This window comes from Streptomyces sp. NPDC091416 (assembly GCF_044756845.1).
Taxonomy (GTDB): Bacteria; Actinomycetota; Actinomycetes; order Streptomycetales; family Streptomycetaceae; genus Streptomyces.
On the sequence record NZ_JBIVTU010000005.1, the window covers coordinates 474,155 to 499,742 of the forward strand.

Annotated in this window: 15 protein-coding genes and 1 pseudogene; 7 read left to right on the forward strand and 9 right to left on the reverse strand. The window is 73.6% G+C overall.

Annotated features, from left to right (window positions below; genetic code table 11):
- Positions 1-10: 10 nt before the first annotated feature.
- Positions 11-136: a hypothetical protein gene (locus tag ACIQMX_RS18315; RefSeq protein WP_402479178.1), complete on the reverse strand. Its 126-nt coding sequence runs from the start codon at positions 134-136 to the stop codon at positions 11-13.
- A gap of 117 nt (positions 137-253) precedes the next feature.
- Between ACIQMX_RS18315 and ACIQMX_RS18320 the strand changes: the two are divergent.
- Positions 254-981: pseudogene (locus tag ACIQMX_RS18320) on the forward strand (SDR family oxidoreductase).
- A 103-nt stretch (positions 982-1,084) separates the two neighbouring features.
- Here the strand turns inward: ACIQMX_RS18320 and ACIQMX_RS18325 are convergent.
- Positions 1,085-2,314: a metallophosphoesterase gene (locus tag ACIQMX_RS18325; protein WP_402479181.1), complete on the reverse strand. Its 1,230-nt coding sequence runs from the start codon at positions 2,312-2,314 to the stop codon at positions 1,085-1,087.
- Positions 2,315-2,539: 225 nt separating this feature from the next.
- On the opposite strand from ACIQMX_RS18325, the gene ACIQMX_RS18330 reads away from it, so the two are divergent.
- The 6 genes from ACIQMX_RS18330 (at position 2,540) to ACIQMX_RS18355 (ending at position 16,679) form a co-directional block, all read left to right on the forward strand.
- Complete coding sequence (locus ACIQMX_RS18330) at positions 2,540-3,301, forward strand: class I SAM-dependent methyltransferase (protein WP_363076103.1); 762 nt, start codon at positions 2,540-2,542, stop codon at positions 3,299-3,301.
- A gap of 157 nt (positions 3,302-3,458) precedes the next feature.
- Positions 3,459-4,319 carry a DUF4132 domain-containing protein gene (locus ACIQMX_RS18335; protein WP_402479184.1) on the forward strand — a complete coding sequence of 287 codons (861 nt, stop codon included), beginning with the start codon at positions 3,459-3,461 and terminating at the stop codon, positions 4,317-4,319.
- Positions 4,316-9,520, forward strand: a complete 5,205-nt coding sequence (locus ACIQMX_RS18340) for a hypothetical protein (RefSeq protein ID WP_402479187.1) — start codon at positions 4,316-4,318, stop codon at positions 9,518-9,520. Before ACIQMX_RS18335 ends, ACIQMX_RS18340 begins: the two co-directional genes overlap by 4 nt.
- Positions 9,517-10,752 (forward strand): AAA family ATPase, encoded by a 1,236-nt coding sequence (locus ACIQMX_RS18345; RefSeq protein WP_402479190.1) that lies wholly within the window; start codon positions 9,517-9,519, stop codon positions 10,750-10,752. The genes ACIQMX_RS18340 and ACIQMX_RS18345 overlap by 4 nt, the downstream gene beginning before the upstream one ends.
- A 3-nt stretch (positions 10,753-10,755) precedes the next feature.
- Positions 10,756-14,742: a DUF5682 family protein gene (locus ACIQMX_RS18350; RefSeq protein ID WP_402479193.1), complete on the forward strand. Its 3,987-nt coding sequence runs from the start codon at positions 10,756-10,758 to the stop codon at positions 14,740-14,742.
- Positions 14,739-16,679, forward strand: a complete 1,941-nt coding sequence (locus ACIQMX_RS18355; protein WP_402479196.1) for a hypothetical protein — start codon at positions 14,739-14,741, stop codon at positions 16,677-16,679. Before ACIQMX_RS18350 ends, ACIQMX_RS18355 begins: the two co-directional genes overlap by 4 nt.
- Positions 16,680-16,721: 42 nt before the next feature.
- On the opposite strand, the gene ACIQMX_RS18360 is transcribed toward ACIQMX_RS18355, so the two are convergent.
- The 7 genes from ACIQMX_RS18360 to ACIQMX_RS18390 all read right to left on the reverse strand — a co-directional run bounded on the left by ACIQMX_RS18360 (position 16,722) and on the right by ACIQMX_RS18390 (position 25,171).
- On the reverse strand, positions 16,722-17,111 hold the full coding sequence (locus ACIQMX_RS18360) for a hypothetical protein (RefSeq protein WP_402479199.1): 390 nt from the start codon (positions 17,109-17,111) through the stop codon (positions 16,722-16,724).
- Positions 17,112-17,343: 232 nt separating this feature from the next.
- On the reverse strand, positions 17,344-18,585 hold the full coding sequence (locus ACIQMX_RS18365; RefSeq protein ID WP_402479202.1) for a serine hydrolase domain-containing protein: 1,242 nt from the start codon (positions 18,583-18,585) through the stop codon (positions 17,344-17,346).
- Positions 18,586-18,661: 76 nt separating this feature from the next.
- The gene (locus tag ACIQMX_RS18370) at positions 18,662-19,144 is read right to left on the reverse strand and encodes a hypothetical protein (RefSeq protein WP_402479204.1); all 483 of its coding nucleotides are present in this window, start codon (positions 19,142-19,144) and stop codon (positions 18,662-18,664) included.
- A gap of 233 nt (positions 19,145-19,377) precedes the next feature.
- Positions 19,378-21,663, reverse strand: coding sequence for an ATP-binding protein (locus tag ACIQMX_RS18375; RefSeq protein ID WP_402479207.1), 2,286 nt, complete (start codon positions 21,661-21,663; stop codon positions 19,378-19,380).
- A gap of 264 nt (positions 21,664-21,927) precedes the next feature.
- Entirely contained in the window at positions 21,928-23,520 is a 1,593-nt protein-coding gene (locus ACIQMX_RS18380; RefSeq protein WP_402479209.1) for an MFS transporter, read from the reverse strand.
- Between the two features lie 232 nt (positions 23,521-23,752).
- On the reverse strand, positions 23,753-24,226 hold the full coding sequence (locus ACIQMX_RS18385) for a MarR family winged helix-turn-helix transcriptional regulator (protein ID WP_363076127.1): 474 nt from the start codon (positions 24,224-24,226) through the stop codon (positions 23,753-23,755).
- 366 nt (positions 24,227-24,592) lie between these two features.
- Positions 24,593-25,171: a DNA starvation/stationary phase protection protein gene (locus ACIQMX_RS18390; RefSeq protein ID WP_363076129.1), complete on the reverse strand. Its 579-nt coding sequence runs from the start codon at positions 25,169-25,171 to the stop codon at positions 24,593-24,595.
- Positions 25,172-25,588 lie beyond the last annotated feature (417 nt).

Below are 25,588 nucleotides of genomic sequence, written 5' to 3' on the forward strand. Positions count from 1 at the left end.
GCGTGCGGGGCTACCAGGCGGTCGCGGCGGACGACGGCTGCTCCTGGGGGGAGCAGCAGCGCCGGTCCGGGAGCCGGTGCCGACGCCGGTCCCGGCCGGTCTCCTCGTCGTGGAAGGCGGTGAGGGGACCGGCCACCGGTACACAGGATCCGCCCCGCAAGGCCCGGGGATCCCTCACGGAACGGATGGTGCACAGTCGACGGAACAGCCGGCGCCAGGAACCGGCCGCCATCCACGAAGCAGGAGCGACGACATGAGATTCGACGACCACCGGGTGGTCATCACGGCCGCCGGCCGTGACTTCGGCCGCACTCTGGCCATCCGTCTCGCAGACCTGGGCGCCGAGGTCTTCCTCTCCGCCCGGACCCTCGCCGCAGCTGAGCGTGTACGCGACGAGATTCGCGACCGGGGAAATCAGCGGGTCCACGCCTTCGCCTGCGACCTGACGGACCCGGCTTCGATCCGGGAATTCGCCTCCCGCGTCGCCGGACGCACCGATCGCATCGACGTGCTGATCAACAACGGTTCGCGCTACCTCGAAGGCCCGGACCTCGAATCCGCCTCCGACGCCGACATCGTGGACACGATCGCGTCCGGTGCCACGGGAACCGTTCTCACGGTGAAGAACTTCCTTCCTCTCCTGCTCGGCTCGGACCGGCCGGACGTGGTGACCATGGTCTCCGCCTGCGGAGCGGCGGGCCATCACCGCTCGGACGCGCACGACGCCTTCTACGCGGCCAAGAGCGCCCAGGCGGGGTTCTCCGAGATCCTCTCCAAGCGCCTGCGGCCCAGGGGGTCCGGGTGATCTCCCTGTACCCGCCCGACTTCGCCAACCCCGACCCGCTCTCCGAGGAATGGGAGACCACGCCGCGCGAGGCCGAGGACGCCCTCACCGCGCAGTCGCTCGTGGACTGCATCCTCTTCGCCGTCGCCCAGCCACGCGACTGCTTCATCAAGGCGTTCCACTTCGAACAGGCGTGACCGGTTCCCGGCCCCGCACCCGGTGAGCCTGTTCCAGCGTGTTCCCGCCGCGGAACGCCCGGGGCCGCGCCCGCGGGGTCCCGGGCCAGGCCCGGGACCCCGCTCAAGCGGGCTGCTGCCCGGAAGGCCGCTGCGGGGAGCGGAGGACGAGCAGAGTGATCTCGCTGGGGGCGAAGACACGGAACGGCGGGCCCCAGAAGCCGGTGCCGCGGCTGGTGTAGAGGAGGGTGCGGGTGCCGTGGCGGCTGAGGCCGGCGAGGGCGGGCTGGTCGATGCGGACGAGGTGGTGGAAAGGCCAGATCTGACCGCCGTGGGTGTGGCCCGAGAGCTGGAGGTCGACGCCGCCCGCCGCGGCCCGGTCCACGAACTTCGGCTGATGGGCGAGGAGCAGGACGGGCAGTTCGGGGTCGGCGCCGTCCAGGGCTCCGTCGAGGTGGGCGCGGTGGCCGGCCAGGCCGGAGGACTCGGCGGTGACGTCGTCCACACCGGCGACCACCAGGGTGTCGCCGCCGCGTTCGAGCAGCAGATGGCGGTTGCGCAGCGGCTCCCAGCCCAGCTCGTCCATCAGGTCGACCCAGCCCTGGGCCTCGCTGTAGTACTCGTGGTTCCCGGTGACGTAGACCCGGGCCCGGGTGGCCCGCACGGTGCCGAGCGGAGCGGCCTGGGCGCGGCGGCGTTCGGCGGTGCCGTCCGCGATGTCGCCGGTGTGGCAGACCAGGTCGGCCTCCAGGGAGTTGACCTTCTCGCAGACCCGCGCGGACCAGCGGGCGCGATCGAGCGGGCCGTAGTGGGTGTCGGTGATGAGGGCGACGCGCGTACCGTCCAGGCCGGCTCCCAGGCGCGGGAGTTCCACGTCGAGCTCGCGCACGCGTGGCACCCGGCGGGCCTCGGCGTACCCCCAGGCGAGCAGCACGGCGGCCACGCCGAGAACCGCCCAGGTGACGATCCGGGCCCGGCTCTGCCCGTCGCCCACGCCCGCCACGGTCAGGGCGAGGCGCAGCAGGACGCCGAGCAGGACGGACCAGGTGAACAGGATCCAAGCCGCGCCGAGGAGGGTGTCCCCGACGATCGCCGCCCCGTCCTGCTGGCGCCGGCCGTGGCCGCGCGCCATCGCGAACGGCATGGCGACCAGACCGAGGACGAACAGGGCGGTGCCGGCGTACGCCACAGGGAGCGGCCAGTGCTGGCCGGCGTGCAGCAGCACCCAGCAGGGCACAGCCCACAGAAGGACGGGGGCGATCAGAGGGATGTAGCGCATCAGGCGGCGCAGTCGACTCTGCTGGGCCGCATGCGCTGCACCGTCCGCGGATCGGGCCTCGCTGGTGTCGGTCATGCTTTCCATCCTCAGGTCATCCGGACTGCCGGCGCGCACTGTACCCGGTCGTTCCGGGCGGCCTCGCCGGGACGCCGCGGCAGGAGCCGTTGCCCGCGGGTTCCGGCGGACGGTGATCCCGGACGGCACGGCGACCGGCCCGCTGAGGGTCTCCGGCGCGGGCCGGACTCCCGTCGAGCCGTAATTGCGTTGCCGGGTCGCGGGCGGGTCCGGTCGAATGCCTCCATGACTCAAGGCAGCCCCGGGGACCATCTGGAGCAGAACCGACGCTACTGGGACGAGGAGGCGGCTTCCTGGCACGGACCGCTGGCCCGCGATCACTGGTCGCAGACGGAGACGCGCTGGGGATTGTGGGCCACCCCTGAATCCCAGGTGTCCGTGCTTCCGGACGTGACCGGAATGCGCGCCATCGAGCTCGGCTGCGGCACGGCCTACGTGTCGGCGCGGCTGGCCCGAGCGGGAGCCCTGCCGGTCGGGATCGACCTCTCCGAGCAGCAGCTCGCCACCGCTCGCGCGATGCAGGCGGAGTTCGGCATCGACTTCCCTCTCGTCCTGGGCAATGCCGAGACGGTGCCCTACGAGGACAACACCTTCGATCTGGCGATCAGCGAGTACGGCGCCTCGTTGTGGTGCGACCCGTACCGGTGGATCCCGGAGGCCGCCCGGCTGCTCGTTCCCGGAGGCCACCTGGTGTTCATGCGCTACTCGCCGTTGTTCGCGATGTGCGTACCGCCGGAGGAGCCGGTATCCAGCGGTCTGCTCCGCCCCCAGTTCGGGCTGACCCGGCTGGACTCGCAGAACAACGTGCAGTTCGTCCTGCCGCACGGGGAGATGATCCGTCTGCTGCGGTCCTGCGGCTTCGTGGTCGAGGACCTGATCGAGATTCAGGCGCCCCGGCCCGCGCCCAGGGACTATCCGGAAGTATCCGCCGACTGGGCCCGGCAGTGGCCGAGCGAAGAGATCTGGAAGGCCCGGCTGGCAGGCTGACCGTCCCACAGCCCGGACCGTCCCGGCAGGGGTCCGGGCCCGTTGTCACTGGTGGCGCCTAGAGTCTCTCCCACTCGTCACGGTGCGTTGCCGTCGGCGGGTTTCATCAGCGTGCCGCCGGTTCGGCGGCCGTCCGGGACGACGGGGAGAACAGCGCATGGGGTGGGTTCCGGCGGGCGACTACGAAGTCGCCCTGGAGGCGGGCAAGGTGGTCTGCCGCAACGGGAAGGGCCGGCGGCTGAAGTCCGTTCCGGCCACATTGAAGGACGACCCGGCGGTCATCGGTCTCCGGCAGCTGACCGAGTGGCTGGACCGGCACGCACAACGGTGCCTGACCGACGTCGAGCAGTGGATGGTGCGTTCGCTGCCCGTCCCCACCGCCGTGCTCGCCCAGGTCTGGCCCGACCCGTCCTGGCAGGCCGCCCTACGGGACGTCGTGGTCACCGGCGCGGACGGCGGGGTCGCCGGATTCCTGCGCGATGTCGACCCCGACCGAGGCCTCGGTCTCGTCGACCTGGACGGCGACACGGTCCGCATCACTCCGGACGTCGTCAGCGTGCCCCACCCCGTCCTCCTCGACGACCTCGACGAGCTGCGGGAGTTCGCGGTCGAACTGGGGGTGCGACAGAACGTGGAGCAGCTGTTCCGCGAGGTGTGGCGCCGCCCGCCGGGCCTCGCCCCGGACACCACATCCGTGGACACCTATGCCGGCGGGGTGTTCAAGGAACTGCGCTTCCTGCACGGCCGCGTCACCCAGCTCGGGTACCGGTCGCGCGGCGGATACGCGGTCTGCCCGGTCGTCGAGGACGGCGCCACCGCGGAGGCGCGCATCTGGATCGGCGAGCACGACGGATACGACGCGTACGGCACCGAGACGGGCCCGCTGGGCTGGACCGACCCTTCGGGTCGCCCGCTGACGGCTGCCGAGGTCGGTCCCGTCACGTGGTCCGAGGGCATGCGCATGGCGGCGGCGCTCTACGCCGGCCGCGACGTGGAGGACGAGGAGCGGGCGGCATGAGCACCACGACGACGAACACCGAAGCGAACACGACGGAAGCGGGCGCGGCGTTCCTGCCCGCCCAGGGCCGGTCCGGGGGCATGTCCGTCCCCGCCGACGAGACCCGCGCGGCAGCTCTGCTGGACGCGGGCGCGATCCTCCCGGCCTCCACCACCGACCGGGACGACGCCGACGCGCTGACCGCCCGCACCTACACGCACACCGCCCTCGGCGACCGCCCCGTGGTCCGGCTCGTGCCCGGTACGCTCGGCGAAGCCGAGGACCTGGCCCTGGAGTTCCTCGGCCTGGCCCGGAGCGCCGAGGCCCCCGTCGTGGGCCAGGTGCGCCGCGAGACGCTGGGCTTCCCGGCCTGGGCGCTGGTCAACGACCCGGCCAACGGGCACCACGCCCTGGCCCTGGTCAAGGACATCGAGCGGCTGGGCCGGCAGGCCAGGACCCGGGCCGGAGCGGCCAAGGAGGGCTTCGACGCACTCGGCACCCGGCTCGGCCGGGCCGTGCCCCACTTCCTGCCCACCTACTACGAGCAGGTGGCACGCCTCTTCCTCCAGGCGGAGAACACCAGTTACGCCGCCACGTTCTTCGGCAAGGCCCGCGAGGCCGAGCGGGTGCACGGGCTGGACGTCGACGAGGACCGGCAGCGGGCCGTCTTCCTGGAGTTCGCCTTCTCCGGCGCACTGACCGTCAAGGCACTGCGGCAGTACGTACGGGACCTGGTGGCCCGGCTCGCACCGGCGGACGCCTGGGCGCAGTACCGCCGTCTGCTGGTCGAGCGCTGCGCGGCCGGCATGCCGCCGTACGCGGCCCTGCCACAGGACGTGCGCGCGCTGGTCAAGGCCGCCGGACTGGACCGCGAGGCCGCCGAGCGCGATCTGGTGGCCGACCTGATCGGCTCGCCCGGAGTCGTCCGCGCCCCCGCCTCGTTCTGGGCGGCCTACCGCTCCGCGCTCGTCGCACTTGCCCGGCGCGACGCGGCCGTACGGACCCGGCTCCTCGGCTTCTTCCCGGAGACCTTCAGCGAGAGCGGCCGGGACGGGGAGGGTGAGAGCGGCTGGCTCGCGTTGCTGGCCGAGGCCGGAGCCGAAGACCTGCTGACGGCTCTCCCGGACACCTCCGGCACCCCTTCCCCCGATTCCGCCGCCCCCGGCGACCCGTCCGTCTCCCCGGCGGACTGGCTCGCCCGCTGGGAGTCCCACCGCCGGCGCCACCGGGCCACCGCGGGCCGCAGCCCGCAGACCCTCGATCTGGTCGCCCGGATGGCAGACCGGCTGCGCGCCGACGGACGCCCCGTCGAGCTGTTCCAGGGCCGTTGGCAGCGCAATGCCGACCTGGACCTGCTCGACCTCTGTCTGGCCTCCGGCGTTCCCGTCGCCGAGCCCGACGACCAGAGTTCGGGTACCGCGCAGGCCGCCGGTCTCCCCGTCGGCCCGTGGCTCATCGACACCGTGCCCGGCGCACGGGATCTGGCAGCCGTCGCCGAACAGCCGGTCTTCCGCGCCCTTCTGAGCCGGGATGTCGGCGGCCTCGGCGGCGGACGCGGCCAGCGGCCGAGCGACGCAGGCCTCGCGAAGCTCGCGGCCCACCCGGTGCTCTCCGGAATCCTGGGGGAGTGGCTGACCGGCCGCGCCGAGGAGTACGCGGCCGCGCGCGGGCTCCCCGGCCTGGAGACGGCTCTCAACAAGCTCTCGGCGTTCCGCGCCGTCGTCGCCGACGTCTCCCCGGAAGCCGTGCGGCTCATCGAGGCCCACGATGTCGTGCCGTTGCTGGCCTCCACGCTGCGAACCGGTGTCCTCGACGAGCTGGGCTGGCCCGCGCTCGACGAGACCTACGCCGAACTGGCCGCCGAAGCCGCGGAGGCGGCCGCCACGCGTCAGCAGCATCACCGGTCGAAGGACGTCGGTGTCACCGGTGCCTGGCCCGCGCTCATCCTGAACACGCTCGAACGGGCCGTCGTCGTCGGCCCGGAAGGCGTTCTGCTGCGCCACACCCTGCGGCTGCCCGCCACCGTCGACCACTGGCGGCAGCTCGCCTTCCGCTACGCCGACGGCGAGTTGATGGTCATCTGGTGGGAGGACGGCAAGCCGCACGGCTACTGGTCGCACCGGCCCGCCGAGGTGTTCACCGTCAGCGGCGAGCAGATCCCCCGCTGGGGCGGCTCCGGCCCCTCGGACGAGGTCTCCGTGCAACTGCCCGGCGGCGGCCGCGCCACCGGCGGCAAGGCCCTGCACGCGGGCGACACCTCGCTTCCGCCTCAGCGCGCCGTCATCTCCGACGGCACCGGCCTCTGGCGGGAAGGCCACCAGGGCACACAGCGAGTGTGGCTGGAGTACGACCCGGCGAGCGGCACGCACGGCCGCGCATCCCTCCCCGCCCTCCTCCGCTCCGGGGTGCGGAACGGCACCCGGCTGCTCACCGACCACTGCCAGGTGCTGCCGCTCCGGCCCGGTCTGGAGACCACCCCGTTCGGCACGGACGGCACGGTCCTCGGCCGCTGGGTCCGTCATACGGTCACGGAGCCCGGCACGCCCGCCCCTGCCGACGGACACCGGATCGTCGCCGGGACCCCCGACGGCCACACGGTCACCCTGCCGCACCCGCTGCCCGGCGGTGACGCACCGGTGCCGCTCGGCGCTCTCACCCTCCCCGGCGGCTCACGGCCCGTCGTTGCCCTGAACCACCGCACCGTCGCGACGTACCCGGCGGACACCGACGGCACCGGTGGCAGCCTGTGGTCCGTCACCCCCGACTCCTCCGGCGGGGACGACGCGCCGGGCACGCCCTACGTGCCACCCGTCTCCTACTGGCACGCCCTGCGCCCGAGGGACGAGAAGGGCTCGGCCTTCCTGCGGAACCTGACGGACTCCCGGGCGGAAGAGCTGTTCAAGGAGGTGGCCGCCGCGATCGAACGGCACCTGGAGGCGTTCCGGGCCGTCGAGGAGTACACCGGGCCCTCCTCGCGGGAACTGAGCCGGGAAGCCGTCGCCCGGGTACTGCCCGAGGTGTCCGACGAGCGGCTTCTCGCGGGCGTCACGGCGCTCGTACGGAACGCGGTCCACCGGGCCGTCGCAGCCGCCCGGTACGTGGCCCCGCCCAAGCCCGTGGAGCCGGCCACGCCCCGGAACACCGCGCGCACCCAGGGCATGTTCTTCGAACACGAGCCCGAGCACGGCGACGACATGACCCTGCAGCCGGCCACGGCCTGGAACTCCGAGCGGATGCGGGGCGGCTGGTGGGGGGCCGGGCGCCGATGGACCGTGATCCGGCAGATCCTCGCCGTCAACCATGTCCTCGGTGGCGAGCCCGCGTTCGGCCCACCCATCCAGTCCAAGGTCCCCTTCACCCCTGTGGACGGCTGGCAGCGGGACGAGTACACCGTGCCCGGTGACTCCCTGACCTGGACCGATCTTCTCGACGGTCTGCCCGAACTGGCCTACCGGGCCGCCTCGGCGACCACCTCACCCGAGCACCGCAACGGGCTCCTCGTGCTCCTGGAGACCCTCGCCGCGGGCCCGCTGGCCGACCCGGCGGGCACCGTCCGGCAGGTGGAACTCGTCGAGCCGGTCCCCGGAGGGACGACCGGGCCGGGACGTCCCGAGGCCGTGCACCGCCTCGGCCAGGTGCTGCGCAAGGGCGCCCGTACGGTCGTGGTCCTCGCCGGCCGCGGCCGCAACTCCCGCAACGACGCCGCACGATGGCTCGCCCTGGACCATGACCCGACCGGCGCCTTCGGGCCCGTCCCCGGCTTCACCCTGGACCACGAGCGTGTTCACCGACAGGGCATCGACCGCGACCGGCTCACCCGGCTCATCGCCCTGGTACGGGATCAGGGCCCGGCACCCTGGCGCCCGGAGGCCGCCGAGTCGTTCCACACGGCCACCGGAATCGGTCCCCTCCAGTCCGCCGCCCTGCTGTCGGCAGCCGTCCAGGAGCCCGGCGCCGAGGCGCTCGCACTCCTGGGGGCGAAGACACGTGCCTTTGAAGCGGCCCAGTCCAGGCTGGATACCCTGCCCCGCGACGACCGGCACGCCCTGCTCCAGGCCCTGCTGCCCGCCGACCCGGCCGAGCTGTGGTCCACGGGCCCCGACGTCCGGGCCGCCGCGGAGGTCTGGCAGAAGCGCCTGGTCGGCCTCGTCCGCGTCCCCGAGGAACTGGATCTCGACCTGTCGGGCACCACAGCGGAGGCCGTCGACCTGATCCTCAACACGGGTTCCCGGACCTGGCTCGCCCACGGCACGGATGTCCCCGACGGCACCGGCCGCCCGGGACTGCACCGGGCGGGCGCACGCGGCGCGGTCTCCTCGGCCGTGACCGCCCTGCGCACCCTCGCCTACACGCTGCCGTACGGACACCCCCTGCGGGCCCACCTGCCCATCGGGCTCACCGCGTTGCGAGACCGCCTCGCCGACCCGGACCTGGTGCTGGACCTCGGTCTGGAATGGGCCGAGTCGGGGAGCTCGATCGGCCCCGTGGTCCGCGCCGCCCACGGGCTCCCCGAGTCCGGCGGCGCCGGCGCCGACGGACTGGTCCGGGCCGGTACGGCGCTGCTCCTCGCCCCCGGCTACGCCAACAGCGAGAAGCTGCTGATCCGCCCCGCCGGGCTGACGGGCCCCGACGACCCGGCGTTCGGCCTCGTCGAGGGCACCGTCGGCCCCTACGGCACCGGCGATCTGCTCGCCCTGCGCGCGCTGCTGGACGAGGAGACCGACGCATTGGCCTCGGCGGGCGTCCCCGACGGCTCCCCGCACCACCCGGCCCAGGACCCGACGCGTGCCGTGCCGGACCTGGTCGCCGAAGCCGCCGACGTCCTCGGCCTCGGCGCCGACGCCGCCGCGCTCTACCTGATGCTGCTCGCCCTGCCCGACCCGACGGACCGCAACTGCGTCCGCTGGACCGAGTGGAAGCCGGCACGGATCAAGAAGGCCCGTGCGGAAATCGCAGCCACCGGCCTCGTCGTGGAGGCGAAGCGCTCCCGCGCCGGCCGCACACTGTTCCTTCCCTGCGGCTGGCTCGAACGCGGCGCCCCGGGACTGCCGCTGGAGACCTGGAAGGAACGCCTGTACCCCGTGACCGGGTCCGTCCGGTCCCTGCCCCACATCCCCGTGCCCGAGCTGTTCGCAGCCGCCTGGGCACGGGTCCGTGGCGGCGACGCCCCCGCCTTCGAGGAACTGGACACCCGCGCACCCCGGAAGGGCCGCCGCCGATGACGAACGACACCACCACCGTGAACAGCACCCTCGTGAACAACGCCACCACCACGGGCGTCCCGGACCGGACGACGGTTCCCGGCCGGGAGCCCCGCCAGGTCACGCCGCCCGAGGACCGGTACGCCACCGAGCTGGCCTTCCTCGCCGCCCACGACTCGGGACCCCGCCCACCGGGCTGGCTGCTCACTCCGCGCGCCGTCGTCACGTTCGTGATGGGCAGCGCGGGCGAGGCGCTGGCCCTGCCGAAGGGCACCCGTCCCGGAGCCGGGGTGCCGCCCCGCCTGGTGATCGAGCAGAAGTTCGTCGGCGAACGTGCCCTGGTCGAACGCTGCGTGGTCACCCTGGCCGGAGAGCGCGGACTCCTCCTCGTGGGCGAACCGGGCACGGCCAAGTCCATGCTCTCCGAGCTGCTGTCGGCTGCTGTCTGCGGGACCAGCGCGCTCACCGTGCAGGGCACTGCGGGCACGACCGAGGACCAGCTCAAGTACGGCTGGAACTACGCTCTGCTGCTCGCCCAGGGCCCCACGGAGCAGGCACTCGTGCCCTCCCCGGTCCTCGCCGCCATGACCCGGGGGGCCGTCGCCCGCGTCGAGGAGGTCACCCGCTGCCTGCCGGAGGTCCAGGACGCCCTGGTGTCGCTGCTCTCCGAGCGGCGGATCGCGGTCCCGGAACTCGCGGGCGGCGAGGGCGCCCAGGTGCACGCGGCCCCCGGGTTCACCCTCATCGCCACCGCCAACCTGCGGGACAAGGGCGTCTCGGAGATGTCCGCCGCCCTGAAGCGGCGCTTCAACTTCGAGACCGTGGGACCCATCGGGGACGTGGACGCCGAGACCGCGCTCGTCCGGCGCCAGTCGCGGGCAGCCGTCGAACGCGTCGGCGCCGCCTTCCAGGTGGACGACGCGGTCCTCGAAGCCCTGGTCATCGCCTTCCGGGACCTGCGTGAGGGCCGTTCCGTCGAAGGCTGGGAGGTCGAGCGTCCCTCCACGGTCATGAGCACGGCGGAGGCTGTCTCCGTCGCGGCTGCCCTGGGCCTGGCCGCCGCCTACTTCCCCGGCGACCGGGACGTGCTCTCCCTCCTGCCCGGCCATCTGCTCGGCGTCGTCCGGAAGGACGACCCCGCCGACGCGGCACGGCTGCTGGGGTACTGGGACGGGCCGGTGCGCAGGCGCGCGGAGCAGGGCTCGGCCACCTGGCGTTCCCTGTGGGACCTGCGCGCGGTGCTGGAGAACTGACGGATGAGCGAGTCGATCCTCCCCGAGACGCGGTCCGTGGCTGAGGCGGAGCCCACCGCCAAGGCGGAGCCAACAGCCGAGGTGGAGCCGGCCGACGGCCCGCCGGGCGCTTCCGGGGCGCAGGGCCCGGTGGCCGGTCCCGGCACTCCGGAGGCCGCGGTGGCAGCCCTCGCGGCGACCGGGCCCGGGGTGCCGTTCCTGATCGGGGTACGCCACCACGCGCCCTCGCTGGCAGCTGCTCTCCCGGCGCTGCTGGACGCCGCGGCCCCCGACGTCCTCCTCGTCGAACTGCCCGCCGAGTTCCAGCCCTGGCTGGGCTGGCTCGCACACGAGGAGACCGAGGCCCCGGTGGCGCTGGCCGCGGTGCCGGCCGACGGGCCCCGCTCGGCAGGTGAACGGGGCCCGGCCTTCTACCCGTTCGCGGACTTCTCGCCCGAGCTGGTCGCGCTGCGCTGGGCGGCGGAGAACGGCGTCCCCGCCGTGGCCTGCGACCTGCCGCTGGCCGACCGGGCGTGGGCGGGGGGCGGTCCGGACATCCCGGCCCCCGCCCCCGCCCCCGCAGCGCCGGACGGGCACGGGTTGTCCGACGCGCTCCGGTCCCGGCTCACCGGCCGGGACGGCGACGACCTGTGGGACCGGCTGGTGGAGGCCCTCGCGCCCGGGTCGACACCCGAGGCGCTCCGCCGTGCTGCCCTGCTCACCGGCTGGGCGCTGCGCCACGAGGCCGAGGCGCGGGGCGGGGTCGACCACACGGACCTGGTACGCGAGGCATGGATGCGCGGACAGGTCGCCGAGGCCCTGGCCGACGGGCGGCGGCCCGCTGTGGTGGTGGGAGCCTTCCACACCCCGGCCCTCCTGCCGCCCGCTGCCGGGGGGCCCGCACCGGACGCGTTCGCCGATGTGTCCGCCGCCCAGCCCGAGCCCGGCGCGGACGGCGACGCGAGCGGCGCTGCGGGGACGGCGGCGTGCACGGTCTCCCTGATCCCGTACACGTACCCGCTGCTCGACTCGCGGTCCGGATACCCGGCCGGCATCCGGGACCCGGAGTGGCAGCACATCGTCCTGGACGCCGCCGGGGACCCGGCCGCCCTGCACGAGGCGCTGGTCCGCACCGCGGTCAGGGTCTGTGCGGCCCTGCGGGAACAGGGCCACCCCTACGGCCCGGCGGAGGGCCGGGAGGTGGTCCGGGTGGCCGTCGATCTGGCCCGCCTGCGCGATCTGCCCGCACCGGGCCGCGGCGAACTCCTGGAAGCCGTGCAGACGGTACTGGGGCGCGGCGAGACCTACGGCACGGGCCGAGCCGTCGCCCGGGCCCTCGAACACGTACTCGTCGGAGCCCGCGTCGGACGGCCCGCGCCCGCCGCCCCGCGCAGCGGGCTGGGCCCCGCCGTCGAGGCCGAGACCGCGTCGCTCTCCCTCCCCGGCCCCGAGGACGCGCACGAGAGGACAGCGCGCGACCTCCGGCTCGACCCGGCGCGCTCCACCCTGGACCGGCGCCGCGAACTGCTGCTGCGGAGGCTGACGGTGTGCGGCATCCCGTACGCGCAGGAGCAGGGCGTGACCGGCGCCGCCGGCGCGGAAGGAATCACGACGCGCTGGCAGGTGCGGTGGACGCCGGCGACGGCCGCGATGCTCACCGCGGCCGGGGCCCGCGGCGTCACCCCGGCCCAGGCGGCCGAGGGCGTGCTGCGGCAGCGGCACGCGGCAGAGCGCGCGGAGGGCGGCCCGACCGCCGCCCAGGTCGTCCGCGGCCTCACGGAGGCCGCCGAGTGCGGGCTCTCCGGCCTCGCCGACGAGCGACTGACGGAACTGGCGGCGGTACTACCGGCCGGCGGCACCCTTCCGGAACTCCTCGCAGGACTCGACCTGTTGGACCGCCTCGACGCCGGTCATCTCTCGGGCCCGGCCGTGCCCGACGGCCCCGCGCCTGCGGACGCGACCACATCCGCCCGCGCCGCGCAGACCGCGCACGCGGCCGAACTCCTGACCTCGGCCGCGGTCCGCCAGGTCGATGGGCTGACCGGTTCCGAGGCGCCCGAGGACGCCAGGGCCCTGCTCGAACTGGCCCAGCGTGCCGACAGGCTGGGCGGAATCCGACTGACCGCCGCCCTCGCCCGGCTGGCCACCGACGGCACCCCGTTGATCGCCGCTGCCGCCGGAGCGGTCCGGGTGCTCACGGGCCACGAAGAGGCCGAGTCCTTCGGGAGACGTGTCGCCTCCTGGGTGGACGGAGCCGTGGACAGCACCTCCCGGGCCGCGCTCACCGCCCGCCTCACGGGCGTTCTCACAGTGGCGGGGCCGCTGCTGACCGTCGGTGCCGGCGCCCTGGACCCGTTGCTCCAGCGGGTCGTCGAGCTGGACGACAACGCGTTCCTGGCCCGGCTGCCGTCCTTGCGCGGTGGCTTCGACACCCTGAGCCCGGCCGCCCGGGACCGGCTGCTGGACACCGTCGAGGAGCGGCTGGGCGAGCGGGTGGACACCCTCGGCACGGACGATCCGGCCGAGCTGGCCCGCCGTACGGTCGCCGACCTCGCGGCCCGCGAGCTCCTGACCGGCCTCGGCCTGCCCGTCCCGCCACCCGCGCACGACGACCGGTTCACGCCACAGTCCACCCACCCCACCACCACCCACCCCACCACCACCCACCCCACCGCCAAGGCGCCTCCCGCTGAGGCCGCGCCCGCCAAGGCGCCTCTCACCGAGGCCGCGCCCGCCGCACGCCCGACCGAGGTCACGTCCGTCACCGCGCACCCCACCGAGGCCGAGGCCGCACCCGCCACCACACTCCCTACCGAGGTCGCGTCCGCCGCGCTGCCCCCCACCGAGGTCACGCCCGTCGCCGCACGCCCGACCGAGGACGGTCCCGGGCAGACCCTCGCGCCCGCCGACCGGTGGCGGCTCGTGCTCGGCCGGCGCCCCGACCGGCTGCCGTCCGGCGCCGCCCGCCTGGCGAGCGCCCTGGACGAGCTCTACGGCGCGGGACACGGTGAGGGATCCCGTGGCGGCATGCCCGGTCACGGTGGAGGATCCGGACCGCGCGGCGGCCGGGAACCGTCGTTCCCCGGAGTCCGCGAGTGGTCCGAGGAACTGGCCGCGCTGTTCGGGCCCGGCATCCGCGAGGAGGTCCTCGCCGCCGCGGCCGTGGCAGGCCGACAGGACGTCCTGGCCGAACTCGACCCGGCTGCCGCCACCCCCTCCGTGGAACTGCTCCGGACGGTTCTGCGGTACGCCGGCGGCCTGCCCGAAGCCCGCCTTGCGGCGCTCCGGCCCCTGGTCCGCCGCCTGGTCGACGAACTGACCCGGCAACTCGCCACCCGGCTGCGACCCGCCCTCACCGGCGCGATGTCGCCCCGGCCCACCCGCCGCCCCGGAGGGCGGCTGGACCTGCCGCGTACGCTGCGCGCCAACCTGGCCACCGCCCGCCGGACGCCCGGCGGAACGGTCCAGGTGATCCCCGAGAAGCCGGTGTTCCGCAGTCGCGCGCGCCGGTCGGCCGACTGGCGCCTGATCCTGGTCACCGACGTCTCCGGATCCATGGAGGCGTCCACGATCTGGTCGGCGCTGACCGCTTCCGTGCTCGCCGGCGTGCCGACGCTGAGCACCCATTTCCTGGCCTTCTCCACGGAGGTCGTCGACCTCACCGGCCATGTGCAGGACCCTCTTTCCCTCCTGCTGGAGGTGAGCGTGGGCGGCGGCACGCACATCGCGGCCGGGCTACGGCACGCCCGCAGCCTGGTCGCGGTGCCCACCCGCACCCTCGTCGTCGTGATCAGCGACTTCGAGGAGGGCGCACCGCTCGGCGGCCTGCTGTCCGAGGTACGGGCCCTGGTGGCCTCCGGCTGCCACGTCCTCGGGTGCGCGAGTCTCGACGACGCCGGCCGGCCTCGCTACTCGACGGGCGTCGCCGGGCAGCTCGTGGCCGCCGGCATGCCCGTGGCGGCCCTCAGCCCACTCGAACTGGCCCGCTGGATAGGGGAGAAGACCGCATGACCGCCGCTCAGTTGCCGCCTGTCGCGCCGGACGTCACGGCCACGCTGGTGGAGGACCTCTCGCCCCGGCTGCGCAAGCGGCTGGACGCGGCGGTCACCAAGCTCGGTGCCTGCCCGACGCAGCGCGACGGAGACACCGTGACGATCGCGGTCGACGAGGAGACCGAATTGCGCCTGCACGCCCCGGGCGGCGTGGTGGCGACGGCGGACGCCATCACCTGCGGCTGCCTCCTCGCCCCGGCATGCGTCCACCGCGCGGCCGCCGCCTGCGCCGCCCCCGCGGCCGACCCGGCGCCGGAGTCCGCCGACGGGTCCGACCGGGTGGTCCCCGAACCGGCCTCCACAACGGACCCCGGCCCCACTTCCGCCTCCGGCCCCGCTTCCACTTCCGGCCCGGCTTCCGCTTCCGGCCCCGCTCCCGCCTCCGGCCCGGCTCCCACCCCCGGCCCCGCTCCCGCCCCCGACTCCGCCGTCCCGCCGGAGGTGGCGAGCCCGGCCCAGCGTGCCGCGGCCGACGCCCTGTGGTCGGCGGGTGCCGCCGTGCTGGAGGCCGGCGTCGAGGGGGCAGGCGCCGTCACCCAGGCGGTCCTCCTCCGTGCCGCGCACACCGCCCGGCTTCGGCAGCTCCCGCGCGCCGCGGGCGCCGCCCTGTCCGTCGTCACGCTGCTGCGCGCCGCCCGCGCCGGCGACCCGGCCTACCGCACCGCCGACCTCGTCACGGCACTGGCCGAACTCCTGGGAACCGCCCACCGCGTGAGGACGGTGTCCGGGGCGGAGCTGGCCGCGGTCAGGGGCCGCGCCCGCCGCCCGTACAGCCCCGACGGCTCGCTGCGCCTGTACGGCCTGTTCACCGAACCCGTGGTCACCGACTCGGGGCACGGCGGCGCCCGCACCTGGGTCGCCGGATCAGACGGCCGGCTCTGCACGGTCGGTGACGTGGCACCCGGCGGCGTCGGGCGCGCCCTGGGTGTGGCCGACCGGGCCGTGCGTCTGGGGGACAGCGCGCTCACCCACCGCGAGCTGGGCCGGGCGGGCCTGGCGGTCTCCGGGGCGACGGTGTCCCCGGACGGCAGACTGGGCGCAGGCAAGGGCGTCAGGGCCGTTTCCGCCGGGGGCGCGGCGTGGACGGAGCCTCCGCTCGCCGCCCTGTGGGAGACGCCGCCGTCCGAACAGGCCGCCCGCGCCCTGCGGTCCACGTCCCGCTACGCGGACCCGGAGGGTGGCGGCAGCGACCTCCTCTTCCTGGACGTCGAACTCCTCGGAGCCGTAAGGGAGTCGGGCGGAACATGCCTGCTCGCCCGGTGCGGGGAAGGCACGGCCGTGCGGCTCGCCGTCGCCGACGACGATCCCGCGCTGGCCCACCGGGAGAACCTGATGCTGCTGGCCACGGCGCCGGGGACACGGCTGAGGACCATCGGCCGCCTCGTCCCCGCCTCCCACCCCCGGCTCACCCTCCTCGCCTGCTCGCACCCCACCGGCCGGGGCACCGTCGACCTTGGCTTCGACCGCCTGCGCCGCGCCGACCTTCCGGATCCGGGCGCCCCCGTGCGCCTCGCCCCGCCGCAGCCCGAAGGCTTCGGCGCACACTCGCCGCTCTACCTCCTGGAACGCCGGGTCGAACAGACCGTCCCGGCGGGCCGCACCGCCCTCGGCATGCTGGGCGACGTCACCGCCGAGACCCGCCGCATCCGCCGCGCGGGTCTTCCCACCGCCGCCGGGCTCCTCGCCGCCCTGTGCGCCTCGGCGGCCCGACGCGAGCGTGACCTCTTCGGCCGTCTGCTCCCCGCCGACACCGACGGCTTCGCCGCCCACTGGCTCGCCGCCGCCCGTTACACGGCTGCCGTGGCCGAGTCCCTGTGCGTGTCAGCCTGGAATCCCACGCGAGACCGCCACGGGCTGTCCCACGGGCTGAACCCCGCAGGCGTCGGGTCCGGTTGATCCATTCCAAGCGGTGCCTGGGGCGGGGGTGGGGACGGGCGGTCAGGCGTCGGGGTCGACTTCGGGGTGCGTGAACCGCACGGGCCTGCCCAGCGACCGGGCGTAGGCGATTTCGGCTCGGGTGCTGTCTCCGATGTAGTCGCCGACCACGAGCACTTCGTCAGCGAGCCGGATCTTCGCTCGGTGCAGCTCGTCGAGTCGGACCTTCAGCGCCTCGGCCTCGGCAGGATCGGACCAGAACTCGTGCGGCGACTTCATGTCGCAACCCGGCTTCACGACGATCCTTCCGGCCTTGGTCTCCCGCAGGTCGGCTTCGGTCATCTCGGCCATGAAGCGGGTGGAGCCGCAGATCGCGACGATACTCGGGAGGCTCAGCCGCCGCTTCGCGTGGGCGAGTTCCTCCTCGGGGGTACGCGGTTGCGGGAGTGACACTGGTTGCTCCTGGTGGTGTGGTCCCAAGGGTGGCTGCGGAGACGAGAACGAGGGCGTCCGAGGTCATCTTGTGGCGACGACGTGGACACCCTCGCGGCAGCACTCTATGCGGCCCACCCCAGGCGCGTGGCTGGTCCCGGGCCCCCGCCTCGCGCATCGCGCCCCGCGATGCCGGACCCGGCGTCGCGGGGTGGCGGAAGGTCTGACCCGCCCCGCGACGCCCGAAGCGGTGTCAGTCGTTGACCGCCTGGTAGAGCGTGGTCCAGAAGTCGTGCATGAGCCGCACCGGGTCCGGGACGGACGCTCCGACCTGGGTGAGCAGGATGCCGGTGAGACCGTTGTCCGGGTCCGCGTACGTCGAGGTTCCGCTTCCGCCGTCCCAGCCGAACTGGCCGATGGGCGCGTAGTCACCCCGGTAGGTGCGGACCGCCATCCCGAAGCCCCAACCGCCGTGCTGGCCCTGGCCGAAGGAGATGTGGACGTTGTCGGTGGCCAACGCGTGCCGGGCTGCTTGCTGCTGCGGTCCGAGGCGGTTGGTGGTCATGAGCTCGACGGCGGCCCGGGACAGGATCCGCTCACTTCCGTGCATGCCGCCGTTGAGCAGCATCCGGAAGTAGGCGTGGTAGTCGTCGGCGGTGGAGTTGAGTCCGCCGCCACCACCCTGGAACGCCGGAGGCGTGCTGTGACGTCCCCCTTCGGCCTCGTCCCACACGTGGAACTCCCCGGTCTCCGGGTCGGGGGCGTACAGCGGAGGCAGCCGGTCCAGCCGGTCGGCGGGCACGTGGAAACCGGTGTCCTTCATTCCCAGCGGGTCGAAGACGCGCTCGCGCAGGAACGACTCGAACGACTGGCCCGTGACCCGGGCGACGAGTACGCCGAGCAGATCGCTGGCGATCTGGTACTGCCAGTTCTCGCCGGGCTGGTGCATCAGTGGAAGCGTGCCCAGGCGGCGCATCCATTCGTCCGGCTCGGGCATCGGCTCCGGCAGGTTGGGCGTGATCCCCTGCTCGAAGACCGCGCCCATGATCGGAGTTCCCAGCACCGTCATATCCATGCCGAGTCCGAACGTGGACGTCAGCACGTCCCGTACGGTGATCGGCCGCCGTGCCGGCACGGTGTCGTCCAGCGGGCCGTCTATCCGCTTCAGCACCTGGCGGTCGGCGAGTTCGGGCAGCCACTCCTGCACCGAGTCGTCCAGGCGCAGCCGGCACTCGTCGAGCAGGACCATCGCCGCCGCCACCGAGACCGGCTTCGACGTCGAGGCCATCCGGAAGATCGTGTCCCGGCGCATCGGGTCGCCACCGTCGTGGCGCATCGTCCCGAGCGTCTCGACGTGCGTCTCGTCGCCCTGGCTGAACAGCGCCACGAGTCCGGGAATCCTCCCGGTCTCGACATGCCTGGACAGCACCGCGTGCACGCGTCGCAGCCCTGTCTCGGAAAAGCCCTTGTACGCGTTGGTGGGACCGGTCGGCATGGGGGTGTGCTCCTTCTGTGGAACGGACGGATGGTGGGAGGCGTATAGCGGACGGATGTGGGGCGCGTATGGCGGGTCAGAAGCCGAGCCGGTCGGCGATCACACCCAGCATGTGCTCCAGATCGCGTGACATACGGGCCCGCAGGCCGATCTCCGCGATCCCCGGCGCGAACCCGGGATGGTCGGGAAGCACACGGTGGACGTGATGGGTCACCCGTGAGCCCTCGGAGCAGGCGGTGACGGTGTGAATCCCGGCGTACCAGCTCTGCACCGCCAGCCTCGGCCCGGTGCCGTCCACCTCGATGCTCACCGGCTCGACCGGCCCGGCGAGTGCGGCGCGGTAGACGCCGGCCCCGGCGCCGGCGACGACGGTCATCGCCCCCTGCCGAGCGGCCGAAGCCCTGGCCAGTACCAGCAGGTTGTCGTCGCCGACCCTTCCCTCGGCAACGCGGAGGAGGAGTGCGGCAACCGGTGCGACGGGCGCGGCGAGGGTTCCCTCCACTTCCCACCGGGCGGGCAGTGCGTCCAGTTCGGCCAGCAGGGACGGGGTTGGGTCCATGGCCAGGAGCCTCGGTCCGGTGGCCCTTGCGGGACAACCCCTGCCCTGCAGACCGGAACGGGCGACTGTCCCGCCTGGGGGCGCTGACCTGCGCTGTCACATCGCTGGACGGTGATCTCCATCGGTGTTCCGGGACGGGACGGGACAGGACCGGTGGGGCCTACGGGCCGCCCGTGGGACGGAACGGGGTGGAGCGGGATCGGGCTTTCGGGTGGTGTGCCCGCCGGGACGGCTCAGGCGATCCGGGCCAGCCCCGCGCCGGCTGCCGAGGCCAGGTAGGCGACGCCGTGCCCGGTGGCGATCTCCAGCGCCTCCTTGAAGTGCCGCGCCGCGGCCTCCCGGTCTCCCGTCGCCAGACACGCCTCCGCGTACGGGAGGAGACTGCGCATCATCCGGTGCGGCTCACCGGCCGCTTCGAGTATCCGCATCGCCCCGGCGTGCACGGCCGTCGCCTCCTCGACGCTGCCGAGGTGGCGCAGGGCCACGGCGGCGTCCGTGCGGCTGATGGCCTCGAAGACCGGATGGCGTGTCTCCCGGCTGATCGCGACGGCCTGTTCGGCCAGGTCCAGGGCGGTCCGGGCGTCACCCAGACCGAGTGCTGCCCGGCCGAGCACATCCAGGCACATGCGCTGCTTCTGCCGGTCCAGTTCGCGGGCGGTGCCGAGCAGGTCCGTGACGAGCGTGCGGGCCTCTGCGTGCTCTCCCAGCAGAACCAGCGCCCGCCCGAGACGCACGCCCGTGTACACGCGGACGGCGGCCTCGTCGGGCGGGACCAGCCGGATCGCCTCGCGCAACAGTGCCATCGCGCCCTCGGCGTCCGCGGCGTACAGCCGGACTTCCGCCAGTTGCTCGATGGCCAGGACCTGGCCGACGGTCTCGTCCTCCCCGGCCATCAGCGCGCGGGCCGTCTCGAGCTCCGGCACCGCCTCCTCCAGCCGGCCCACCCGCAGCAGCGCGGCGCCCAGCAGATACCGGTGAGAGGCGAGCACCCGGCGCTCGCCGAGTGCCTCGGCGGCGGGCATGCTGGCCTCCAGCCCGCGGCACACGTGCGCCATACCGCCCCGCCGTCCCAGAGAGATCACGAACGCTAGCTGGCCCAGCCCGACCGCCGCCCGGCCGATGCGCAGCTCCACGGCGAGGGAGGACGTCGCGGTGATGTTGGCCCACTCCGCGTCCAGCCAGTCGAGGGCGCGGTCATGCGACAGGTCGGGAAGAGCGGGGGGCTGCTGCGACACGGTGACCGGTACGGGTGTGACGACGAGTTCGACCACCTCGGTCACGGCCAGCATGCCGCTCAGGTAGTAGTCGGCAAGACGGGCGACGGCGAGTGCGGGGTCCGCGGCGGCGTCCTCGGCGCGGGCGGCCTGCCGCAGCAGGTCGTGCATCCGGTACCGGCCCGCCGCAGGCTCCTGCAGCAGGTGGACGTCCACCAGGTCCTCCAGCAGCGAACGGGCGTTGGCCGGCGGGATGCCGGCCAACGCCGCCGCGCCATAGGCGTCGATGTCCTCGCCCGGTACGAGGCCCAGCAGCCCGAACATCCGCCGCTGAGCCGAATCGAGCTGCCGCAAGGACATCCCGAACACGTCCGACACCGCCAACTCGCCCTCGCGCAAACGTTCCACCAGGGTGTCGAGCGTCCAAGCGGGCCGGTGCCGCAGGCGCGCGGCCGCCACCCGGATGGCCAGCGGCAGATTGCCGCAGCGGCGCAGCACCTCGCCGACGTCACCGGGACGGGGCCCGCCCGCCGACTGGACGAACAGCTCCGCCGCGTCCCGGGCGGGCAGGACGTCCAGAGTGATCGGCTGGACGCCGTCCAGCTCCACCATCCGCCGACGGCTGGTGATCACGGCGAAGCTGTGCCCGGCACCGGGGAGCAGATCGCGCACGTGGTCCGCGTCGGCGGCGTTGTCCAGCAGCACGATCGCGCGCCGCGCCGCCAGCTCCGACCGCCACAGCGCGGCCCGCTCGGTGAGGCCGTCGGGGACCCTGCCGGGCGGTACGCCGAGCGCAGCGAGCAGTACGCGCAATGCCTCGCCGGGCCCGACGGGCTCCCGGCCCGGGGTGAACCCGTGGAGGTCGACGTACAGTTGGCCGCCGTGGAAGTCGGCGGTCAGCAGGTGCGCGCCGTGGACGGCCAACGCGGTCTTGCCCACCCCGCCCATACCGTCGATCGCGACCATCCCCGTGCTCCGTGCGGCGTCGAGGAGGGCGGTCAGCTCCTTCCGGCGTCCGGTGAAGGCGGTGACGTCGTGCGGCAGGTCGTTGCGCACAGCCGCGGCGGCGGAGGCGCTCGCCCGCGGCACCTCCTTGGCCCGCTCCCACATCTCCCGGACCGCCCGGGGGTCACGACCGGCCGCTTTGCACAGCGCCACCACCATCGGCCAGGGCGGAACGGCCTGACCGGAGAAGTAGCGCGACAGAGAGGAACTGCTGCCGTGCAGGTCACGGGCGAGCTCCCGCAGACTTCGGCCCGTCAGATCGCGCAACTGCCGTAGCTGCCCGGCCAACTCGTCACGCACGCCTACCAGCCCCCCAGCTCGACGCCTGATCCCGGCCAGCCCGTGCGTGGCCGGCGAAGAGGCGTCGAGGGTGCCGGTGGAGGGCTCCCTGCGTGGCCGCGGCGACGGTACTCCGATCAGTATCGGACGCGGGCGGCGATGGAGGGGCCGGCTCCGGCGGTCTTGACGCGACTCTGATCCGCGTTGCCGCAGGGCCGCCCGACCCGCCCCTCCGTCCTGTCCCGCTTTGTCGCAGGGCCTCCTGGCCGGCCCCCGCCCGGTCTCTCAGTGACCGGGCGCCTCGGGGCTGCGCCGCACACCGGCCACGGCGAGCACGGCGCCCAGCAGGCACAGCAGGCCCGAGACGAGTACGGCGGTGTGTACGCCGTTCATGAACGCCTGGTGGCTTCCCTCGACGACAGCGGACCTCAGCTGCGCCGGCATCCCGTCGGAGACCGGCGCGACGCCCATCGCCACGGCGTCCTTCGCCTCGCCCAGCCCCTGGGCCGCGTCGGCGGGTACCCCGGACGAGGTCAGCTCACGGGTCAGGGTCGAGCCGACGCGGCTGCTGATCAGGGAGACCAGGACGGAGGTGCCCAGCGCACCGCCGATCTGCAGCGCCGTCGCCTGAAGGCCGCCGGCGACCCCGCCGTCCTTGACCGGCGCGTTCCCGACGATCGCGTCGGAGGACGACGCCATCACCATGCCGACGCCCAGTCCGAGTGCGATGAACGGGGGCCACATCGCGGTGTAGGACGAGTCCGCACCCCACCCGAGCATCGTGAAGCAGGCGGCCGCCTGGAGGGCCATACCCAGCGGCATCGTGAGCCGGGGGCCGAACTTCTGGGTGAGCGCGGCGCCCAGGGGTGAGGCCACGACCGAAGCGAGGCTCAGCGGCAAGGTGCGTACACCGGCCTGGACAGGGGTGAAGCCCCGTACGTTCTGCAGGTAGAGCATCACGAAGAAGATCATGCCGAGCAGGACGAAGAAGTTCAGCGCGGTGATGACGGTGCCGATGGTCAGCGCCGGGTTCCGGAACAGACGCATGGGCAACAGCGGGTGCGCGACCCGTGTCTCGTACCGGCCGAACAGCAGCAGGATCAGCACGCCCGCGAGGATGGTCCCCAGCGTGCCGGCCGAAGTCCAGCCCCACGTCTCGCCCTTGACGACGCCGAAGACGACCGCGAGGAGTCCGAGCGCCAGCAGGACGACGCCCGGGATGTCGAACTTCTCGTCGGTGGCGGAGGCGTTCCGGCTCTGCGGGAGCACGGCGATGCTGAAGACGAGCGCGATGACGCCGATGGGCGCGTTGATGTAGAAGACGGACTCCCAGTTGACGTGCTCGACGAGCAGGCCGCCCACGATCGGACCGAGCGCGGTGGAGACGGAGGACACCATGGCCCAGATGCCGACCGCCATGCCGAACTTCTTCGGCGGGAAGACGGCGCGCAGCATTCCCAGGGTGTTGGGCATCAGCAGTGCGCCGAAGAAGCCCTGGAGCGCGCGGAACGCGATGACCCCTTCGATGGATCCCGAGAGACCGATGGCCACGGAGGCGACGGTGAACCCCGCGACTCCCACGAGATAGAAGGTGCGGCGGCCGAAACGGTCGCCGAGCTTGCCACCGAGGATCAGCGCGGCGGCGAGGGCGAGCAGATAGCTGTTGGTGACCCACTGGAGGTCGGCCGTGGAGGCGTTGAGGTCCCGGCCGATCTCCGGGTTGGCGATCGAGACGACCGAGCCGTCGAGGCCGACCATGAAAAGGCCGAAGGCGACGGCGACCAGTGTCAGCCACGGGTTCGCGCGGCGTCCGCGCGGCTGTTCCTCGGGGACCGGACGCGCAGGCGGAGCCGGGGAGTTCAGGACGTCGGAGGGCATGAAGGTGTCTGTCCTTCGTGAGATGTCGGGTGTGTGTCGGGTGTCCCGCGCCGACGGGGCCAGGCGTCCGCGCATGACGAAGCGGCATCCGGGGCCCGAGAGGGGCCGGACGCGGGGGAGGTGGCATGGGGAGGAGACGTGTCATCCCGTCGGCGCGCGGAAGGGAGCCGTGCGACGCCTGCGACTACGGGCGCGACAGTCCGGGAGGGTCCGGGACGGCCGCGTGCGCGGGTCAGTGACTGAGGGGATGCAGCCGGTCGTTGAGCGCGTGCAGCGCGCCCAGCGCCGAGCCGAGAGCGTCCAGTTCGCCTTCGGTCATGGTCTGGAGCGCCCCGGCGACCAGGCCGGTCATCAGGTTCTGGACCTCGCTGAGCTGCTGCCGCGAGGTCGAGGTGAGGTGGAGGTGCGCGACGCGCTTGTCGGCAGGGTCCGGCCGGCGCTCCAGCAGGCCCTGCTCGGTCAGCTGGGTCACCAGCGCGCTCACGTTGTTCGGCTTCATCAGCAGGGCTTCGGCCGCCCGGCGGACCGTCGCTCCGTCGTTGGCCTCGACGTGACGGAGCAGGGCGATCTGTGCCTCGGACGGCTTGGGGTGCTCGACGTGCGGAGCGATCTGCCGCTCCACGGCCCGGGCCAGCGCGGGCAGGCACGACACGAGCTCGGCGGCTACGTGATCGACGTCCTGTACGAACCTGCTGGGGCGGGGCATGACCAGGACTCTAGGTATCCAGGCATAGCTATGTCAACATATCTAACGTGCGATGACGGCAACCCTCGGCGGGAGCGGCGGGAGCGGCGGGAGCTACGGGAGAGCGCGAGGGCCGACTGACGAGGCCCCACCGGGGCGGCCTCGTCAGTCGGCCCTCGCCGTCCGGCGCCGTCCCGGCCGTGGTCCACCGGGACGACGCCCTCATCGCCATCCTTGCGCGGGAGCGGAGGCCCGGTCGCGAAAGACGCTCTCCGTTCTCCGGTCCCCGCCGCGCCGGACGGGGACGGCAGGGCCTCGTACGGCCTCGCTCGTCCCCCGGCACCACGGACGGGCCCACGTCTCCTCGGCCGTGGGCGGAACGGTCACTCAGGCGCGGACCAGCGGGGTGTCGACCAGATGCTCGGCGAGGAACCACGTCTGCAGCTCCCCGGTCCTGATCACCTGCGAGACCAGCAGGTCGTTCGTGCCGTCGTCACCCAGCTCGATCGTCCGGGCGGCCGCGTCGTGGGCGTCGACGAGGATGGCCTCGTGGGCCTCCAGCAGCCGAGCCAGCATGGCGGGAACTTCCTCCACCCCGTCCGGCGGCCGGGGGATCGATGTGATCTCCGCGACGTGCCGGGCATCGCCCACCGCCACACCGCCCAGGGACTGGACGCGCTCGGCGAGGGTGTCGATGAGCTCTAGCTGCTCCCCCGCGTGCTTGTCCAGGACCAGGTGCAGTTGGTAGAAGGTCGCGCCGCGCATCAGCCAGTGGTGCTTCTTGTAGAGCCCGTACAGGATCTGCGTATCCGCCAGGGCCTTGTTCAGGCGCTGGCAGGAGTACATCCGCGCCTCGTAGGACAGGCCGATCGGGAACTGCTTGACCGTGCCGAACTCCTGGATCACCTCGCCCTTCTGGTGCAGCCGCGGCTGACTGCTGCTCACGGGGCTGGAACTGGTGGTCATGGTCTTCCTCCTGCGTTTTGTGCTGTGTGTACTGGGATGACGCCAGGCAGCCGGACGCAGGGCGCCTTGCCGGGCAGCGCACTCTGTGGTGTCCGCCGGCGCACTGTGTGCGGCGTCCCGTGCGCGCCGTTCGCTCTGGGGCAAGTCCCCGCGCGCCGGGGGTACGGATCCCCGGCCGGCCCGCTCCGGCCTCGGGACGGCCCACGCGGCGGGTGGAGATACGGAAACTCGGGAGAGGCAGGCATGAGCGTTGCCGGGCGTGGCCATCGGCCACCGGTTCCCCGGCCCGAGCGCGCTTCGTGTGGTTCCCGCGGATCACGTCGCCGCGTTGCTCCGCCCGGCCGTGAAAGCCCTGACGGGACCGCCCCGGCGCCGGACGCCTCGGGTCGTCGAGAGGACGACGTGAGCGAGTGAGGC

Coding starts and splice junctions, on each gene's coding strand:
- ACIQMX_RS18325 (WP_402479181.1), bottom strand. CDS start 2,314: ATGACCGACACCAGCGAGGCCCGATCCGCGGACGGTGCAGCGCATGCG.
- ACIQMX_RS18355 (WP_402479196.1), top strand. CDS start 14,739: ATGACCGCCGCTCAGTTGCCGCCTGTCGCGCCGGACGTCACGGCCACG.
- ACIQMX_RS18390 (WP_363076129.1), bottom strand. CDS start 25,171: ATGACCACCAGTTCCAGCCCCGTGAGCAGCAGTCAGCCGCGGCTGCAC.
- ACIQMX_RS18350 (WP_402479193.1), top strand. CDS start 10,756: ATGAGCGAGTCGATCCTCCCCGAGACGCGGTCCGTGGCTGAGGCGGAG.
- ACIQMX_RS18345 (WP_402479190.1), top strand. CDS start 9,517: ATGACGAACGACACCACCACCGTGAACAGCACCCTCGTGAACAACGCC.
- ACIQMX_RS18385 (WP_363076127.1), bottom strand. CDS start 24,226: ATGCCCCGCCCCAGCAGGTTCGTACAGGACGTCGATCACGTAGCCGCC.
- ACIQMX_RS18380 (WP_402479209.1), bottom strand. CDS start 23,520: ATGCCCTCCGACGTCCTGAACTCCCCGGCTCCGCCTGCGCGTCCGGTC.
- ACIQMX_RS18330 (WP_363076103.1), top strand. CDS start 2,540: ATGACTCAAGGCAGCCCCGGGGACCATCTGGAGCAGAACCGACGCTAC.
- ACIQMX_RS18365 (WP_402479202.1), bottom strand. CDS start 18,585: ATGCCGACCGGTCCCACCAACGCGTACAAGGGCTTTTCCGAGACAGGG.
- ACIQMX_RS18370 (WP_402479204.1), bottom strand. CDS start 19,144: ATGGACCCAACCCCGTCCCTGCTGGCCGAACTGGACGCACTGCCCGCC.
- ACIQMX_RS18340 (WP_402479187.1), top strand. CDS start 4,316: ATGAGCACCACGACGACGAACACCGAAGCGAACACGACGGAAGCGGGC.
- ACIQMX_RS18335 (WP_402479184.1), top strand. CDS start 3,459: ATGGGGTGGGTTCCGGCGGGCGACTACGAAGTCGCCCTGGAGGCGGGC.